13 protein-coding genes are annotated in these 17467 nt (G+C 40.2%); 2 read left to right on the forward strand and 11 right to left on the reverse strand.

What is annotated here, in order from left to right; all coding sequences use genetic code 11:
• Window positions 1-2: 2 nt before the first annotated feature.
• From OZP13_RS06255 to OZP13_RS06275, 5 genes are all read right to left on the reverse strand, one after another.
• Window positions 3-983, reverse strand: a complete 981-nt coding sequence (locus tag OZP13_RS06255) for a sulfatase-like hydrolase/transferase (protein ID WP_281299034.1) — start codon at window positions 981-983, stop codon at window positions 3-5.
• Window positions 967-1791, reverse strand: a complete 825-nt coding sequence (locus OZP13_RS06260; protein ID WP_281299035.1) for a sulfatase-like hydrolase/transferase — start codon at window positions 1789-1791, stop codon at window positions 967-969. The genes OZP13_RS06255 and OZP13_RS06260 overlap by 17 nt, the downstream gene beginning before the upstream one ends.
• A gap of 123 nt (window positions 1792-1914) precedes the next feature.
• Window positions 1915-2709, reverse strand: a complete 795-nt coding sequence (locus tag OZP13_RS06265) for a hypothetical protein (RefSeq protein ID WP_281299036.1) — start codon at window positions 2707-2709, stop codon at window positions 1915-1917.
• A gap of 180 nt (window positions 2710-2889) precedes the next feature.
• A complete protein-coding gene (locus OZP13_RS06270; protein WP_281299037.1) occupies window positions 2890-3450 on the reverse strand; it encodes a glycine zipper domain-containing protein in 561 nt (186 codons plus the stop codon).
• A 46-nt stretch (window positions 3451-3496) separates the two neighbouring features.
• Window positions 3497-5827, reverse strand: coding sequence for an arylsulfatase (locus OZP13_RS06275; protein ID WP_281299038.1), 2331 nt, complete (start codon window positions 5825-5827; stop codon window positions 3497-3499).
• Window positions 5828-5945: 118 nt separating this feature from the next.
• Between OZP13_RS06275 and OZP13_RS06280 the strand changes: the two genes are divergently transcribed.
• The gene (locus tag OZP13_RS06280; RefSeq protein ID WP_281299039.1) at window positions 5946-6701 is read left to right on the forward strand and encodes a response regulator transcription factor; all 756 of its coding nucleotides are present in this window, start codon (window positions 5946-5948) and stop codon (window positions 6699-6701) included.
• Window positions 6702-6793: 92 nt separating this feature from the next.
• Here the strand turns inward: OZP13_RS06280 and OZP13_RS06285 are convergent, their stop codons facing one another.
• The 6 genes from OZP13_RS06285 to aspT form a co-directional block, all read right to left on the reverse strand.
• Window positions 6794-7990, reverse strand: coding sequence for a porin (locus OZP13_RS06285; RefSeq protein WP_281299040.1), 1197 nt, complete (start codon window positions 7988-7990; stop codon window positions 6794-6796).
• Window positions 7991-8007: 17 nt separating this feature from the next.
• A complete protein-coding gene (locus tag OZP13_RS06290) occupies window positions 8008-9348 on the reverse strand; it encodes an anaerobic C4-dicarboxylate transporter family protein (RefSeq protein ID WP_281299041.1) in 1341 nt (446 codons plus the stop codon).
• 77 nt (window positions 9349-9425) lie between these two features.
• Entirely contained in the window at window positions 9426-10496 is a 1071-nt protein-coding gene (locus OZP13_RS06295) for a type II asparaginase (RefSeq protein WP_281299042.1), read from the reverse strand.
• Between the two features lie 28 nt (window positions 10497-10524).
• Window positions 10525-12000, reverse strand: a complete 1476-nt coding sequence (locus tag OZP13_RS06300; protein ID WP_281299043.1) for an aspartate ammonia-lyase — start codon at window positions 11998-12000, stop codon at window positions 10525-10527.
• Between the two features lie 31 nt (window positions 12001-12031).
• On the reverse strand, window positions 12032-13441 hold the full coding sequence (gene aspA, locus OZP13_RS06305) for an aspartate ammonia-lyase (RefSeq protein WP_281299044.1): 1410 nt from the start codon (window positions 13439-13441) through the stop codon (window positions 12032-12034).
• 146 nt (window positions 13442-13587) lie between these two features.
• Window positions 13588-15270, reverse strand: coding sequence for an aspartate-alanine antiporter (aspT, locus tag OZP13_RS06310; protein ID WP_281299045.1), 1683 nt, complete (start codon window positions 15268-15270; stop codon window positions 13588-13590).
• A 498-nt stretch (window positions 15271-15768) separates the two neighbouring features.
• Here aspT and OZP13_RS06315 point away from each other — a divergent pair, with 498 nt between their 5' ends.
• On the forward strand, window positions 15769-17409 hold the full coding sequence (locus OZP13_RS06315) for an NAD-dependent malic enzyme (protein ID WP_281299046.1): 1641 nt from the start codon (window positions 15769-15771) through the stop codon (window positions 17407-17409).
• Window positions 17410-17467: the final 58 nt, after the last annotated feature.

Raw genomic sequence — 17467 nt, forward strand, 5'->3', positions numbered from 1 at the left:
AATTACTTTGATGTTTTTATTAATTCTACTGGAGGTGTGTACTGACGCTTGTTGATAAGCGGAGGATAACCTGCATCCACAGGGAATCTAGCAGGAAGAACGTCATAGACGCCCTCAAAAGGAGAACGACTCGGCAAGATTACATTGTTTTTCTTCACATAATCTTCCCACAACCCAATCATTTCTTTCAATTTGGTTGGATTCGCTGCTGCGAGGTCTTTTCTTTCCGAAGGATCTTTGGCCACATTGAATAATTCCCAGTCCGATTTACCAAAAGGAGCATATTCCCAACGCAGTTTCCAGTCTCCTTGGCGCAAAGCACGATTACCAAAAAGTTCCCAAGCCAAATAATCATTTGAATTACGAGGAGATTCAGCCTCACCAGCTAGAACTTTTGTCCAAGATTTACCAATCATAGGAGGCAATTCTTTGCCATTGTGTGTTTTGGGATATGATGTTCCAGTGATGTCAAGTAGTGTAGGCATAATATCGGCTATTGACATCAATCCGTTGTTGATACTTCCTTTTGCTCGTTTGTTGACAGGCCCACTTACAATAAGTGCATTTCGCACGCCTCCTTCGCCAAGCCAACCTTTGTACTGACTAAAAGGAGTCATGGAAGCCTGTGCCCAACCCGGACCATAGCCCACATACGAACCAGGTTCGCCCCAAGCATTCACGTTGTTGTTCGACCATTTCGATGCAAAAAACAAGGAATTAAGCGAGCCGGGTTGACCGGCAATCATGGCACCAAGGTCATTGCCTTCGGCTCCATTATCGCCAAATACAATAAAAATGGTGTTTTCGTATTCACCAATCTCTTTCAAGTGGGCAATCAATTCACCGATATGAAAATCCAGATTCTCCATCAAGCCGGCATAAAGTTCCATTTTTCTTCCAACCACTGCCCTTGAGGCAGGTGCCAATACGGAATAATCAGGAATAAACCACATACGTTCCGCTAGATTAGCCGAATCGGACACGATACCCAAATTCTTTTTGTTTTTTGAGTCGTTGTTGTCTAATCATGTCCCAGCCAACATCATATTGTCCCATGTGACGATTGCGCCAATCCTTTGGAAGATGATAAGGATCGTGAGGTGCTTGATGTGCTACGTAAGCAAAAAATGGTTTACCGTCTTTGTGATCAGCATCTATGAAACTGATAATCTTTTCGGTATAAGTTCTTGTTGCATAATAATTTTTAGGCAACTTGGTAAGATACTTTCCATCTTCAGTATAAAGCGTGTTCGGTACCAAAGCGGTCATGTTGGTCATGTCCCAGTAACTACCCATCCCGTCAAGCATGGTAAAATCTCGCTCGAAACCACGAGCAGCAGGAATTTTGTCGGGAGATTTTCCCAAATGCCATTTTCCGACCATATAGGTATGATAACCTGAATCTTTTAATAATTGTGGCAAAGTGACCACTTTATCATTCAAGTTCCCTTCATAACCATCTTTGCCAACCTGATTTGGAGCTGTCCATTCATCCATGTTTCCAAGGCCGTTGAGATGTGTATCCACACCCGACAGCAACATTGATCTCGAAGGAGAACAACTGGCATGCGTGTAATAATTGGTAAAACGAACTCCGCTTGAAGCCAATATGTCCAAGTTGGGAGTTTGTATTTCACTACCAAACATGCCTATGTCTGAATACCCCATGTCATCACCAAGAATGACAACAATATTGGGTCTTTTGCTTCCTGCTGGCTTTTCCGAAGATTGGCTGAACATAAATTGTGTCATTGACAACAATACAAACGCAATGGTATATTTTGTATTCATAATTTTTTATATCAGTTAAATAAATATTTTATAATGATGGGAACATTTTTGCATAATGATTCTATCCTTGTGTATCGGATAGATTTTCATTATTTTCAGGCTAACCAAAATCTGGACTTTAATTTAAAAATTGAAACCAAATCGGGCAACTAAACCAGAAGTATCCACATTATACATGAATCGATTTCCGCCACTACCCGTTTCATAATCCAAACTAATCACCCTGTAACCAGCCGTGATTTGGAAAAGTTTTGAAAAACGATACCCTGCATAGGCCTGCATTTGCCAAGCCAAATCGGACCCAATGCCAAACCCTCCTATTTCACCACGGAACTGGTATATAATTTTTTCTCCCGATTTACTGTTTACCCTTGCAATAAGCATGGGATCAAACCAAGTTTTGGTCATGGATTTGCTTTTGGAAGCAGTTCCTCCACCAATAACTTTTTGGTTGATGTCAAGCCCAGAATTGACGGAGTTTAATAGCCCTCCCAATCCTAGTTCGAGCCAAGGCGTTACATTATGTAAACCAGAAACTTCCCATCCCAATTGTTTGGCTGACAATTCACCATTTGCAATTAAAACGCCAGGTTTTACTCCTTGCGCAAGATCCATGTAAAGAAAATCAGAACCAATTGTCCACTTGCCGGTTGATGCTTCTGCATTTAACATGAAACCCATTTTTAGATGCCCCAAAATAGCATTGGAATCGGCATCTACCGTAACATTCGGCAAATCGCCCAAACCAACAGACCCCTTCATGTTGGGAAACATCATGTAAGGTTCAACAATAAATGTCCATTTGTTTGGTGAAGAGGCAGCTGTTCCATTGTCTTGAGCCATTAGATTTTTTGAAACAAGAAGGCAAAGCATCAATGAAAAAAATAAGGGTTTGAAAAAAAGTTTGTTGTCAATCATTTGTAATTATTTATTGCGTTAAATTTCTTTATGCCACTTCAAGAAGGTATTAAAATGGTTCATTCCTATAATTCAATTGCTTAATTATGTGCATTCTGAAACAAAAAAAATCCAAACAAGGAAATTCGAAAGAAGCCAATAAAGGGTTGACAAGAATTTCTAAGTTTGGATTTTAATTTATTATTTGATCGTATATCCTTTTCCTTCAATACAAACCGTAAAGGCTTTCTTGAAGCTATCGGTTTTTGCTTGATCGGTGGCTGTTGCAGTGGCCTGTGCCTGTTGGTTTTGTTGCTCTTGTGCTTTTTTTCCTTGTCTTCTTCCAGCAACGCCACCGGCTATGGCTCCATAAGCCGCACCTTTTCCGGCATCACCACTAACAGAACCGATTGCTGTTCCTACCAAGGCTCCTTTTGCCGCTCCAGTCACGGCTGCACCCGTGGGGCCTTCTTGTTTGGGAGCTGCTTGAGTTTTGGTCGCATTCATCGGGTCAATACCAGATTGTTCCATCGCCCATTTGTAACATTCCAATTCATCTGCTTTTTGTTTGTCGTGACTTTGCCCCTTTGAAGGATAAACAAATAAATTCAAACTCTGCGAAATTTGGTTGTAAGTCATTTTAGAAGGATCCAGTGTAGTAGGCAACGGAGCGGTTTGTGCAAAAAAGGATGGCGAAACACCCAGTATTAAAGCTAGAATAAAAAGTCCTTTTACTGTTTTGGATACATAATTTGTTTTCATTTTTATTTTTTTTAAAATTTATAGTTGATAATTATTTTGCCGGCTTTTATTTCTTTTCGATAGTTACATATTCAATTTTTCCGTTGAATTTTGATGAAGCACCATAATCCGCGACATGTGTCCCATCATCTACACCCACATCTGCCAAATCATCTACAGAGAAAATACCCGGTTGCGTTTTATCGATTCTCTTTTCTATCACCTTTTTACCGTTGACGGTAATGGTACCAAGACCACCTTTACCCATTCCACCGCCATCGTATTTAAAGTCATAAACCAATTTATAGTTTCCTGGTTTTAGTGCTTCAGGGGAAATTATCTGGGTGGATTCTAATCCTAGATAATTGTAGCTAAATGCCGGTTTTCCGTCTTTTATGTACAAAGAAAGCCCACCAAATCGCCCACCTTGGCATACAATCACTCCGTTTCCTTTAGCATCTACTGCCACTTCGGAAGTGATGGTATAAGACTTACCTCTTAGGTCAATAAAAATATCAACACCCATACCTTTCATTCCTTCGCCATAAGTCACGACATTTCTATCGCCCATAGTTGTTGGTCTGCCCATTAATTCGGCATTGGTTCTTTCTAGCAAACGATCATCAATGGGTAACACATGGAGTTTTTCTGCTTGTTGCATGAATAATTCCTGCATTGCTTTCAATTTGTCTGCATTTTTTGAAGCCAAATCTTTTACCAAACTGAAATCTTCATTGGTATTGTACAACTCCCATTTATCATCTTGCAATGTTGTGGCGGGTTTCAATTTCCAAGCTGGTCTATGAATGGTACGTGCAAACCAACCATCTTGATAAATGCCTCGGTTTCCGAACATTTCAAAATATTGAACAGTATGTCTTTCTTTGGCTTTGGCATCGTTGAAAGTATAAGCCAGACTGGTGCCTTCTATTGGATCTTGTTCTATCCCATTAACCATTTTTGGAGCCGGTATTTTTGATACTTCATATACTGTTGGAGCAATGTCAATGACGTGTCCAAATTGGGAACGTATTTCTCCCCTTGCTTTAAAACCTGCTGGCCATTGAATAATCATTCCGTTTCTTGTTCCTCCAAAATCAGAGGCCACTTGTTTGGTATAAGAAAAAGGAGCGTCCATTGCCACTGCCCAACCCGCAGCAAAGTGAGGATAGGTACTTTCAGAACCCCATTCATCATAATGCTTTAACATATCAGGAACGGTTTCTGGAACTCCACTGAAATAGGTCATTTCGCTAAACATTCCATTCATTTGTCCTTCGGCACTCGCTCCATTATCGCCTGCAATAAAAATGACGATAGTGTTATCCATCACTCCCAATTTTTCGATAGACGAAAGAAGTCTTCCTACTTCATGATCCGTTTGTTCTGCAAATCCGGCATATACTTCCATCTGACGGGTAAATAATTTCCTTTCATCGGCTGAAAGTTTATCCCAATCCTTGATATCCACAGGTTTTGGAGCCAATTTGGTTCCCGCTGGCACTATGCCTTGTTTTATTTGTCTTGCCAAAGTTTCTTCTCTAAGCTTATCCCAGCCTTGATCAAATTTTCCTTTGTATTTGTCAATCCATTCTTTTGGCACATGATGCGGAGCATGTGTGGCTCCAGGCGCAAAATACATAAAGAAGGGTTTATCAGGCGATAAAGCTTGCTGATAACTAACCCACGAAACAGCCTGATTGGTCATGTCGGTGGTGAAATGATAATTGGGGTCTTCTGGGGTTTCAACTAGCGTAACTCCATCATAAATAAGCGGTGCCCATTGATTGGTTTCCCCTCCTATAAAACCATAAAATTTCTCGAATCCGGAACGGGTTGGCCAACGATCTTGTGGCCCTGAATTAGATATTTCCCAAGGTGGAGTTTCGTGGTATTTCCCAAAAGCAGCGGTGTTGTAACCATTTTGTCTTAACACTTCGGCCATCGGAGTAATAGTTTGCGGTCTTACAGAGGTATTTCCGGGAAATGTTGTCGCTGCTTCGCCAATACAGCCCATGTTGTTGCTGTGATGGTTATAGCCAGTGAGCAAAGCTACTCTTGTTGGCGAACATAATGAAGTCGTATGAAAACGATTGTACTTGATTCCATTATTGGCCAGTTTGTCCATAGTTGGCGTCTTTACTGCCCCTCCAAAAGTTTCGGTTACCCCAAACCCCATATCGTCTATCAAAATTACGACCACATTCGGAGCTCCTTTGGGGGCGGTAACATTAAAACGTGCAGGAGCGGTTGCATTTCGAACGTCAAGTTCTTTATACGTTTGACGCTTCGGCTCTTTTATGGGAAGAGTTGAACGATCTGGTTCTTGCCCAAACCCGCTAATCGACAATAGGCTGACCGTCAAGATTAACATAATCGACATGGATTTCTGTTTCATATTTATTTAGAATTTGTTTATATAGTAAATATATCCTTAATAATTTGAACTTAAAATAGTTAAAAACAACTATTTTTATTAGCTTTGATTAAGATTTAACCTCTTAAAATCAATCAATATGGAATCGCATCATAACTACAATTTGTTTCACAAATTCATTGAGACCTATTCTCCCACAGGTTTCATTGGAATAAATCCTGATGATTCCTTGATGGCGGAACTGGAAAAAAGAATGGAAACAAGCAATCAATTTTTCCTTGTAGGTGATGTTATTCAATTGAAAATTTTATTTGCAAGCAAAAGAAGTTCTAAAATGATTGGGGTTGAGCCTGAAAACATTACTCCTTATCATTTTTTTGAAGCCACGCATCCCGATGATATTCAAAGACACGGTTTGGCCAGAACCCAATTATTCAAAATGGCCCAAGAATTATTTATTGCCCAAAACGGTTGTTCATTGTTGACTACAAATTTGAAGATTAAGGGTATTAATGAAAAATATGTGTGTCTTCTTTTTCAATGTTATCTGTTTTATTCCAAAAATCCAACAAAAACAGTCTATTTGCTTCAAGTTCACACCAATGTGGATTGGTGCAAAAAAGTAAAAAAAGAAAACCACTATTATGCTGGAAACGATTTATCCTATTTTCAATACCCAGACGAAAAACTTTTACAAATGGGTAATGTTTTCACCAAGCGTGAATTTGAAATCATCAAATTGATAGAATTAGGCTTGAGTAGTGAGGAAATAGCCCAAAAACTTTTTCTTAGTCTTTATACAATCAACGCACATCGAGCCAACATACTCAAGAAATCAGGCAAAACACGCCTCTCGGAATTGGTCTATGACCTTATGGAGCAAGGCCGGATATAATTCGAAAACTGTTCTCCAAAAAAAAACTACCCCAAAAATGATAATTACATTTTTGAGGTAGTTTAATTTTTTATTTGTCAAAAAAAATGCTTTTACAACACCAATAAAGGTGCAACAATTCCAATACTGAATTGCCCGGTGGTATAATCTTTAACACCAAAAGCATTTTCGGCATAATTGGTATAATCGTATTTTCTGGCTATATAACCAACAAAAAAACGCAAGTTCATGTCCTTGAACGGCATGTATTCTATGGTTGGAATAAGTCCATAACTGGTCGATAATTTGCTGCTGGCATTAGGATCCGGATTTCCTTTCCAAGAATGATTGCTGTTGAAAACACTCAAAAGCAGGGTTACTTTAGGTGCGACTAGATACTCGGCTCTCAACCAGTTTTCCACATAAAGGACATCTTGTGCCGCATAAGGATATTCGCTGCTGATGATGCTGGAAACAATTCCCTTGTTGTCCAAGCCTTCGTTGCTGTATTGAAAATCATAATACAACACGAAATTCTTGGCTTTATACTTGTTTCCTAAAGCGAAATAATCCATATGCGATCCGTCTGCCTCATTGAATAAACTATAACTCCAAGTGGTTTCAAACTTGCCTCCAAAGAATTTTCCTCTCCAGTTCGTCACAAATGCCAAGGGATATTCGGAAGGATTTACGTTTGGCGGTGCCGATGCTCCATACTGCTCTTCAAAGGTTTTGGTTCTCGAATTCAATACCTGAAAAGAAAGGGAATGGTTGCCATTTCCCAAGGAGTGTGCAATTCCGGCTCCCATCAAGAAATTATCGGCATATTCTATGACATCGTTATAAGCCATAATGTCGATTGGATTAAAATCGAATTCATAACCTCCCCAATCGGCACATAATTTTCCGAATGAAAGTTGGGTTCTCGGCGACAAATCAAATTTTAAAAAAGCCAAATCCACCGATCTGCTGATGTTGTCCAAATTCCCCGGAATCGGCTCCCTGGTATATCTATTTCTAAATCTAAAGGAAACCTTATCGTGAATTTTTCCCTTGATTTCAAAACGAAGCTGGTTCATGGCAAAATTGGAATATTCATGGCTTCCGTCATAAATATGGCTGTCATATCCCATACGGGTATTGAAAATCACGTCGACGTCTTTCAATAATTTTTGCCTGACTTCCGGTATCAATGATTTTATGGAATCAGTATTCATCAAACCTCCTCCTCCAGCTTGTTTGTCTCTGTCTTGACCAATGGCAATAATTGGCATTAAACCAATCATCAAATAGATGTAATATTTTTTCATGTCAATTAATTTAAGATTTATAATAAAAACGAACCCAATAAAAACCCAACGGCTATGGCAACACCAATAGCAACAATTCCGGGTAAATTAAAGCTATGGTTGACCACATATTTCCCTATTCGGGTACTTCCAGTTCGGTCAAAATTAATTGCCGCCAACAGCGTTGGATAACCCGGCAATACAAAATCACTGTTTACGGCCGGAAAAATCGCCATCAATGCCGATGGTGGAAGCCCCAAAGCTATTCCCAACGGCATCATGGTTTTGGTAGTGGCAGCTTGACTGAACATCAAAACCCCCATGATAAACACCGCTATGGCAAAGGTCCAAGGATAATCGGAAACAATTCCCCCTAACGCTTTTTGTATTAAATCATTGTTGGAATTCATGAAGGTGGAACTCATCCAAACCACGCCGAAAATAGACACTACGGCAGAAGCCATTGATGTAAACAAACTCGCCTTGGTCACGTCGGCAGTGCTGGTTTTGGTAATCAACATCATCGCTGCCGAAGCCGTGAGCGTGATTACGCTAATGATGGTTACCATCGATAGCGAACCATTGGCACCAACGGCAAGAGTTCTGGCTCCCGGTTCAAAACTCGGAACCAAACCCGGAAAAGCCCCGGCCACAATGATTAATATAATGGCAACGGTAAATATCATAACAGACGTTTTGGCTCCCGGTTTTAACAGTTTTTCCTCCCCTTCCTCTCCAGCTTCCATACTTTTGGCAAACTCGGGGTCTTTCATTTTTTCGATAAAAATGGGGTCTTCACTCAATTCCACTCCATATCTAAAAACGGAAAAACACCCAATCAATAATCCAATGATACATGCAGGAATACAAATCATCATGATATCCGCCAATGCTCCGGGATAAGCCAAGACTACTACCAATGCCGCCGTGGCCGCACTCATCGGACTTCCGGTCAATGCCAAATGAGAGGCAATAACCGAAATACTCAATGGTCGTTCCGGACGGATTCTTTTCTTGGCCGAAACCTCGGCAATAATGGGCAACAAGGAATAGACGATATGGGCCGTTCCTGCAAACAAGCATAAAAAATAAACCGTGAATGGCGCTATAAACGTAATGTTGGAAGGATTGCTTCGAATAATTTTTTCGGCCAAACGAACAAGGTAATCCAGTCCTCCCGAAGCCTGCAAGGTGGCCGCGGTGGTCACGATGGCCATTATAATCAACATCACGTCAAGAGGTGGATCGGTAGGTTTCATTTTGAATACAAAAAGAAAAATAAACAAGCCCACCATGCCCATAACACCCAACCCGATTCCTTTCATTTGTGATCCAATAAGAATCATGGTCAAAAGAACGGCAAATTCTATCCAAAACATATACTGAAATTTAAAGGTTAGTATTTAGATTATGGAAAAAGGAAACCGCTGAGAACAGTTTCCTTTTTCTTGAGATGCTAATATTCAATAAATACCCGTTGCAAATCTTCCCTGCTTCTGTCTTTTAAAAGGGACAACATCAAAAGGATTCTGGCTTTTTGTGGATTCAATTCATCGGCCGAAACGGTGCCATAATCGGCGTCCACAATTTCTCCTTTGATTAAAACAGCTCCAAGAGGAACGCGAGAAGCTCTTACTACAGCCACGCCTGCTTTGGTAGCTTTTTTAACGGCTTCCAATGTTCCGGCATTCATGTTTCCGTCACCCACACCGGCAATTACGATACCTTTGGCACCGGCTTTTACCATAAGATCAACCAAATCTGGAGAAGAATCGGCACAGGCATAAAGAATGTCGACACGTGGCAATGATTTTACTCCATCAATAGAAAATTCGCTGCTTGTAGTATGAAGACCGTGCGGTTTATGGAAAAAATCCACTTCTCCAAACACAACAGAACCTATCATTCCTTCTTCAGGAGATTGGAATGTTTGTACGGGAGTCGTCATCATTTTTTTGACGCTGTGGGCAGAATGAATTTCGTCGTTCATTGCTACCATCACGCCATATCCTTTAGATTTCGGACTCGCAGCCACGGCCACGGCATTATACAAATTCAATGGACCTTCTGCACTTAATGCTGTTGATGGACGCATAGATCCTGTTAATACAACAGGCTTGTCGCTTTTTACCACCAAATTCAAAAAATAAGCAGTCTCTTCTTGCGTGTCGGTTCCGTGGGTAATCACGATACCGTCAACGTCTTTGCTCGCAAGAAGGGTGTTGATGCGATTGGCAACGTCCAGCCATACTTTTACGCTCATATCTTGCGAACCAACATTGGCCACTTGTTCTCCTTTTAAATTAGCCAATTGTCTTATGTTTGGAACGGCATCAATCATGGCATCAATTTTTACCTGTCCAGAAGTGTAGGCTGAACCCGTAGCACTTGCTCCAGCTCCGGCAATAGTTCCTCCCGTGGCCAAAATCACGATATTGGGAAGTTTAGTTTGACCCGTAACAATAGTGCTGGCAACCAACAACATAACTACCAGAAAGTTGCTGGCATAAAAAGAAATTTTTTTCATGGTTTATAGTTTTAGTTTATTAAATAATTTATTTGTTTTTGTATTTTGATTTATCCAATCCCGTCATGTTGGCTGGAGACAAGATTTCGCTGATTTCCGCTTCGGTAAGCAATTTTTTTTCGCGAACCAATTCGATGATTCCTTTCCCGGTGGCTTGGGCTTCCTTGGCCAATTCGTCGCCAACGTGATGCCCCAGTTTAGGGTTCAATGCCGTAACGATGCCAATGGTGATTTCCAGATTATGCGCATGCACTTTTTCGTTGACGGTAATCCCGTCGATACATTGCGTGCGGAAAGCCTTCATCGTGTTGGTCAATAATTTTTGGGATTCAAAAATGGCCAAACCGGCAACTGGCTCGTAGGCATTCAATTGTAAATCGCCATCCGAAGCGGCCATGTTCACCGTCACGTCATTACCCATGACGCGATAACTCACCAATGCCATCAATTCAGGCATCACCGGATTTACTTTTCCCGGCATGATGGAAGAACCCGGTTGTCTGGCAGGAAGGTTGATCTCAAACAAACCGTTTCTTGGTCCAGAAGAAAGAATGATCAAATCATTGGAAATTTTCGACAAAGTTGTCGCCATAGTTTTCAATGCCGAAGAATATACCACAAATCCGTGCAAGCTGGACGTGGCGGCAATCATGTCGTCAGAATTGACAAAATCGATGCCCGAAATTTGTTTCAAATGCTTGATTACGGCAACATCGTAACCTTTTGGGGCATTCAATCCCGTTCCGATGGCCGTGCCACCCATATTGAGCGTCAACAATGATTTATTGGCAAATTCCAGATTGGCAATATTCCATTCCAGCATCGTGGCATACGAATGAAATTCCTGTCCAACGGTCATGGGCACCGCATCCTGAAATTCGGTACGTCCCATTTTTACCACGTCAATATATTTGTTTCCCAATGCTCGGAAAGATTTGGCCAACAAACCAAGTTGCTCTTTCAAACGATTGTTGTGCAAAATCATGGTTAGTTTCAATGAAGTTGGATAGGTGTCATTGGTCGATTGCGACATGTTCAGGTCGTCATTGGGCGAAATTTTGGAATATTCGCCTTTTTTGAGTCCCGCTTTCACAAGGGCAATGTTGGCAATGACTTCATTGGCATTCATGTTGGTTGAAGTACCGGCTCCTCCTTGATACAAGTCCAATCTGAATTGATCCAAATATTTCCCGTTGATCAATTCCTGGCAGGCTGGTTCAATAAGTTTCAACTTGGCCGCAGGCATCTCTCCCACTTCGGTATTGGCACGTGCACAAGCCAATTTAATCATCCCCCAAGCCTTTATGTAGTCGGGATAATCATTGTTGTATTGATCCGAAATTTGGAAATTTTCCATCCCCCTGGCGGCTTGGGCACCATAATAGGCATCGACGGGAACTTTAATTTCTCCAAGCAAATCCGTTTCGGTGCGTGTCTGGGCATAGGAACAAAATACCAAGAAAAAAAAGGAGACTGTCAATAAATTTTTTGTAATTTTCTTCATTTGTTTGTATTTATAAGGTTTATAATAAAATTTAGGAACTGATGAATTTGGGATGAATCAAATTTTCCAAAGAATAGATTTCGTCCCATTTCTCTTGGGTGATCAGTTGGCGTTCCACGACGGCAATTTGATGCACACTTTTACCCGTTTTTAACGCCTCTCCGGCAATACTGGCACTTTCTTCATAGCCCAGAATTGGATTCAATTGCGTCACGATTCCGATGCTGTTCATTACTAAATCATAGCAATGGGACTCGTTTGCGGTGATGCCCACAATACATTTGTCTATCAAGGTTTGAATGGCGTTTGACAAATAATCCAAAGAAGTAAACATGGCAAAACCAATGACTGGCTCCATCACGTTGAGTTGCAATTGCCCGGCTTCGGCAGCCATTGTCACGGTCAAGTCTTGGCCAATGACATAAAAGCAGGTTTGATTCACCACTTCGGGAATCACCGGGTTTACTTTTCCCGGCATAATGGAAGAACCGGGTTGACGTGGTGGCAAATTGATTTCATTGAAACCAGTTCTGGGACCTGAACTAAGCAATCTTAAATCGTTGCAAATTTTGGATACTTTGACCGCAGTTCGCTTCATCGTACCCATAATTTGGACATAGGCACCCGTATCCACCGTGGCTTCTATTAAATCTGGCGCCAATGTTAAGGGAATCCCTATTTCTTTGGCCAAATAATTCACGCAAAGTTCTGGATACCCTTGAGGAGCATTTACTTTGGTGCCAATGGCGGTTGCCCCCATATTAATTTCCAGCAATAAACTTTGTGCGTCTTTTAATCTTCTTACATCCTCTCCTATTGTAGTTGCGTAGGAATTGAATTCTTGTCCCAAAGTCATGGGAACGGCATCCTGCAATTGGGTTCGCCCCATTTTTAAAACCCTGTTGAATTCTTTTCCCTTGGCGGCAAAAGCAACTTCCAATGCTTCCAGTGTTTTGATAAAATGATCCATTTTTAAATAAACCGCTATCCTGAAAGCGGAAGGATAAGCATCGTTGGTAGATTGGGAACAGTTTACGTGATTATTGGGATGCAGGAATTTATATTCGCCTTTTTTGTGACCTAAATACTCCAGTCCAATGTTTGCAATAACTTCATTGGCATTCATGTTTACCGAGGTTCCTGCGCCACCTTGAATCAAATCGCTTACAAATTCTTGGTCAAATTTGCCGGCAATTACTTGGTCGCTGCCATAGCAAATGGCTTCGGCTAGTTTGGGATCCAATGCGCCACAATCCCTGTTTGCCATGGCCGCCCCTTTTTTGACATAACCCAAAGCTTTTATGAATAAAGGTTCTTTTGAAATTGGAATGCCGGTGATGTTAAAATTTTCAACGGCCCTGAAAGTTTGAATCCCATAATACAAATGATTGGGAATGTCCAATTCGCCTAAAAAATCGTGTTCTTTTCTGGTGGTTTCCATTTAAAAATATATTAATGTTAATAATATTAATACTATAAAATCATTAAAAAATAATACACGAAAAATTAAAATCAGCTTAATTATGAAATTCAAAAAGTTAATTAGTAATTATTCTAAATAATTTTAATTTAAAAAATCAAAATAAATCAGTTCATCATGGAAACTATTATTGGCCCCCAAGCCGTCAAAAGTATGTTTCCCAAAGCATACGGAATAGTGTATCCCAAGACAGGAAACTTGCTGCCTGAGGCATCTTGGATTGCCTTTAGTCCAATGGTCGAAGTTCCCGCACCAGTTTGGGCTCCCAACAGAATTATTGGGTTCATTTTGAGTACATATCGCCCAAAAAGAAGTCCAATGACATGCGGAACTATGGCAACCATCAATCCAGCCAAAATGATGCTGTAACCCATCGCTTGAAGACCCGATATAAAACTTGGTCCCGCCGCTAGACCCACAAGCCCTATAAAAGTGGCCAACCCCACATTGTCAAATATCCATAAAGCAGCTTCTGGAATCCTTCCGAATATTGGGGTTTGCGAATGCAGCCATCCAAAAATCAATCCCATGACCAAAGCTCCTCCACTGGTAGTCAAGGTAATTGAAATTCCAAAAACTGTAACTGAAAGCAGTCCTAATAATCCGCCTAAAACAATCCCTATCCCCACAAATACGATATCGGTTTCCGAACTTAGTCGATCTAAATACCCTATTTCTTTGGCGGCAATTTCCAATTGGATCATTTTGCCGGTAACTTTTAAAACATCTCCTTTATGCAAAACGGTACTACTGTTAAAAGGAATTTCGTGGTACTCCCTAGTCACTTTATCCAACATCAATCCATTGCCAAAACGTTTCCCAATTTCTCCAATGCTTTTTCCCGCAATGTCTTTATTGGTTACCGTAATATCCATCGTTGCCAATGGAAAGTTCAATAACTCTTCGTCCAAAACTTCTGGACCGATGGTTTTTGAAAGACCTTTCAAAATTATGCCGTGTTGGGCCATGATGACCATTATGTCATCTTTATTGATGACGGTGTCGGGCGTGGGCTCAATCAACTCCCCATTATGTCTCAAACGCTGGATAGCTAGTCCGAGATCAGTGTTAATCTTTTCAAATTCCGCAATGGTGAGTCCAATCCATTCTTTATTGGTAATTTGATACGCCCTGATAATCCATCTTTGATAGGCAGTATGCACTCCTGGTTCGTGTTCGGTTTCACCTGTTAAAGTCTTGCTCAATTTTGCACTCTCTTCTTTTAGATTAATTCTTAAAAGTTTTGGCGCAATTGTCGTCAAAAAGAAAACAAAAGAAGTGGCGCCAATGAGATAAGTTATGGAATAAGCAACAGGTATATTGTTTATCAATCGTGTTTTCTCCATTTCGGCAATAGGAAGATTATTGATGGTCTCGGATGCAGTTCCTATAAGGGTAGATTCCGAGAAAGCGCCTGCCAACAATCCGGCAGCAATTCCTGTGTCATAACCAAAGATTTTCGAAACTCCAAAAGCGATGAACAAGCAAGAAACACAAATAACAACAGTCAACATTAGTTGGGGAAAAGCATTCTTCTTGAGTCCTTGAAAAAATTGGGGGCCTACTTTATAACCCGTGGAGAAAAGAAAAAAATCAAAAAATATAATTTTGACAAGCGAAGGAACTTCAATATCCAATTGGCCTATAAGAACTCCAGCAAACAATGTTCCCAGAACAACGCCAATTTTAAACGAACCAATTTTTAAATATCCCAATGCAAATCCCAATGCCAATGTCAAAAAAACTGCCAATTCGGGATGCTCCCGCAAAATAGTTGTAATGAATATCATTTCTTTAAATTTAAAATTACTGGATAGTGAACTTAAAATTATAGATACTGCTAATTATGACATACAAATTTGGGATAGTAAATTTATTATTTTTTTTATTGATAAATCTTTAAAAGTCAGTTTTTTTTCCCTTAAAACGATTCTAAATTGTTAATTTTCAATTGTATATAATAATTTGTTTTACTGATATTTTATGGAAAAATGAAAAATATCTACTTAAACTTGGTAAACCAAAATGCAATTGTCTTGAATTGAAAGAGGCGTAAACACTGGCTTTGCTCTTAAAAAAATGAATAATTTGGCTGAAATTATTTAATAGAATCAATAAAGAAAATAGAATTATTTTTTTCCTGGATTCAATAGAAATTCCACTATTATTAATCTCGAAATTCATTGTGTAAAACAGAATATATTCTTAAATTTATCATCCACAAAACATAAAAAAAATAGTACTTTAACTATAAAAAAACATAACGTAGACTTTAAACAATACTACACATGGAAGAAAATATAGGTTATTCGATGTTGCGCAATCCCCGTTACAATAAAGGAACTGCTTTCACCTATGAAGAAAGAGAAAAATACGGAATAAAGGGATTGTTGCCTGACAAAATTGAAACCATCGAAACCCAGATTTTAAGGGTGGAAGAACAGCTCGAAAATTTTGAAAAGCCCATAAATAAATACATTTACTTGATGCAATTGTTGGAGACCAACGAAACCTTGTTTTTCAAAACCATTATTAGTGAACCTGCCAAATTCTTGCCCTTGGTTTACACGCCTACTGTTGGCCAAGCCTGTCAAGAATTGGGTCACATTTTAAGGCGACCAAGGGGATTGTTTATCTCGATTGACCAGAAAGACCACATCAAGGAAATTCTAAGAAATTGGCCCGTAAAGGACGTGCGTTTTACCGTGGTGACCGATGGTGGACGAATATTGGGACTTGGCGATCTTGGCATCAACGGAATAGGAATTTCCATTGGAAAATTAATCCTGTACAGCAGTTGTGGAGGCGTTCCTCCTGAATATACGCTTCCCATCGTCTTGGATGCCGGCACCAATAATGAAGAATTTTTGGATGACCCACTGTATCCTGGATTAAAACGCAAAAGAATCAGGGGAAAAGAATTTGATGATTTTGTGGCCGCTTTTGTCGAAGCCATACAGGAAGTTTTTCCCAAAATTTGCATCCAATGGGAAGATTTTACCGGTGTGGATGCCATCCGTATTTTAAATTCCTATCGGGATAACATTTGCACGTTCAATGATGATATTCAAGGAACGGCAGCCATTGCTACGGCCGGTTTTATATCCATCAGTAGATTGATGGAAAAATCGTTCAAAGACCAACGCTTCTTGTTTATGGGTGCCGGTGCTGCAGCATTCGGCATAGCCGACATGTTGCTTAAAAAATTCATCAGGGACGGTTTGAGCGAAGAAGAAGCATTGAACCAAATTTGGATGTTTGACGTCAATGGATTATTGGTCAAAAGCCGTACAGATCTTGCCGAACACCAGTTGCAATTTGCCCATGACAGCGATCCTTCAGACAATTTTGCAGAAACAATCCTCAAAATTAAACCAACGGCCATCGTGGGTGTAAGTACCGTTGGAGGAGCTTTCAACAGCCAGGTAATTGAAAACATGAGTGCCGTAAACGAACGGCCTATTATTTTCCCCTACTCCAACCCTACCTCCCATTCTGAATGTACGGCAGAGCAAGCCTATATCTGGAGCAAAGGAAAGGCTATTTTTGCCAGCGGCAGCCCTTTTCCTCCAGTACTTTACGACGGAAAAACATTTACGCCCGGCCAAGGAAACAATGTCTTTATTTTCCCTGCACTGGGAATGGCTATTTTTGCAACCGAAGCCAAAAGAGTTACTGACGACATGTTGCTGACGGCAGCTGAAGCAGTGGCTGAACAGGTAACTCAAGAAGATTTTGAAAAAGGATTAATCTATCCAAACGTAAACGACATTCTAAAAGTATCCATGAAAGTGGCCGAAAGGGTGGCCGAACTTATTTTTGAAAGCGGATTGGCTGGTGTCGAAAAACCAAACAACATTTGCGATTTTATTAAAAGCAAAATGTATGTGCCCAGCTATGATATTATTACTTGTAATAATAAACCATAAGATACTGATATACAATATTTAATTATTTTTAAATATAACTATTCGCCAATATCAATAT

The organism is Flavobacterium limnophilum (assembly GCF_027111315.2).
Classification (GTDB): Bacteria; Bacteroidota; Bacteroidia; order Flavobacteriales; family Flavobacteriaceae; genus Flavobacterium; species Flavobacterium limnophilum.

What these genes read in the sequence shown, in the direction of transcription:
- OZP13_RS06285 (WP_281299040.1), bottom strand. Translation starts at nt 7,990, where the DNA reads ATGAAAAAATATTACATCTATTTGATGATTGGTTTAATGCCAATTATT.
- OZP13_RS06275 (WP_281299038.1), bottom strand. Translation starts at nt 5,827, where the DNA reads ATGAAACAGAAATCCATGTCGATTATGTTAATCTTGACGGTCAGCCTA.
- aspT (WP_281299045.1), bottom strand. Translation starts at nt 15,270, where the DNA reads ATGATATTCATTACAACTATTTTGCGGGAGCATCCCGAATTGGCAGTT.
- OZP13_RS06315 (WP_281299046.1), top strand. Translation starts at nt 15,769, where the DNA reads ATGGAAGAAAATATAGGTTATTCGATGTTGCGCAATCCCCGTTACAAT.
- OZP13_RS06290 (WP_281299041.1), bottom strand. Translation starts at nt 9,348, where the DNA reads ATGTTTTGGATAGAATTTGCCGTTCTTTTGACCATGATTCTTATTGGA.
- OZP13_RS06265 (WP_281299036.1), bottom strand. Translation starts at nt 2,709, where the DNA reads ATGATTGACAACAAACTTTTTTTCAAACCCTTATTTTTTTCATTGATG.
- OZP13_RS06280 (WP_281299039.1), top strand. Translation starts at nt 5,946, where the DNA reads ATGGAATCGCATCATAACTACAATTTGTTTCACAAATTCATTGAGACC.
- OZP13_RS06270 (WP_281299037.1), bottom strand. Translation starts at nt 3,450, where the DNA reads ATGAAAACAAATTATGTATCCAAAACAGTAAAAGGACTTTTTATTCTA.
- aspA (WP_281299044.1), bottom strand. Translation starts at nt 13,441, where the DNA reads ATGGAAACCACCAGAAAAGAACACGATTTTTTAGGCGAATTGGACATT.
- OZP13_RS06260 (WP_281299035.1), bottom strand. Translation starts at nt 1,791, where the DNA reads ATGAATACAAAATATACCATTGCGTTTGTATTGTTGTCAATGACACAA.
- OZP13_RS06295 (WP_281299042.1), bottom strand. Translation starts at nt 10,496, where the DNA reads ATGAAAAAAATTTCTTTTTATGCCAGCAACTTTCTGGTAGTTATGTTG.
- OZP13_RS06300 (WP_281299043.1), bottom strand. Translation starts at nt 12,000, where the DNA reads ATGAAGAAAATTACAAAAAATTTATTGACAGTCTCCTTTTTTTTCTTG.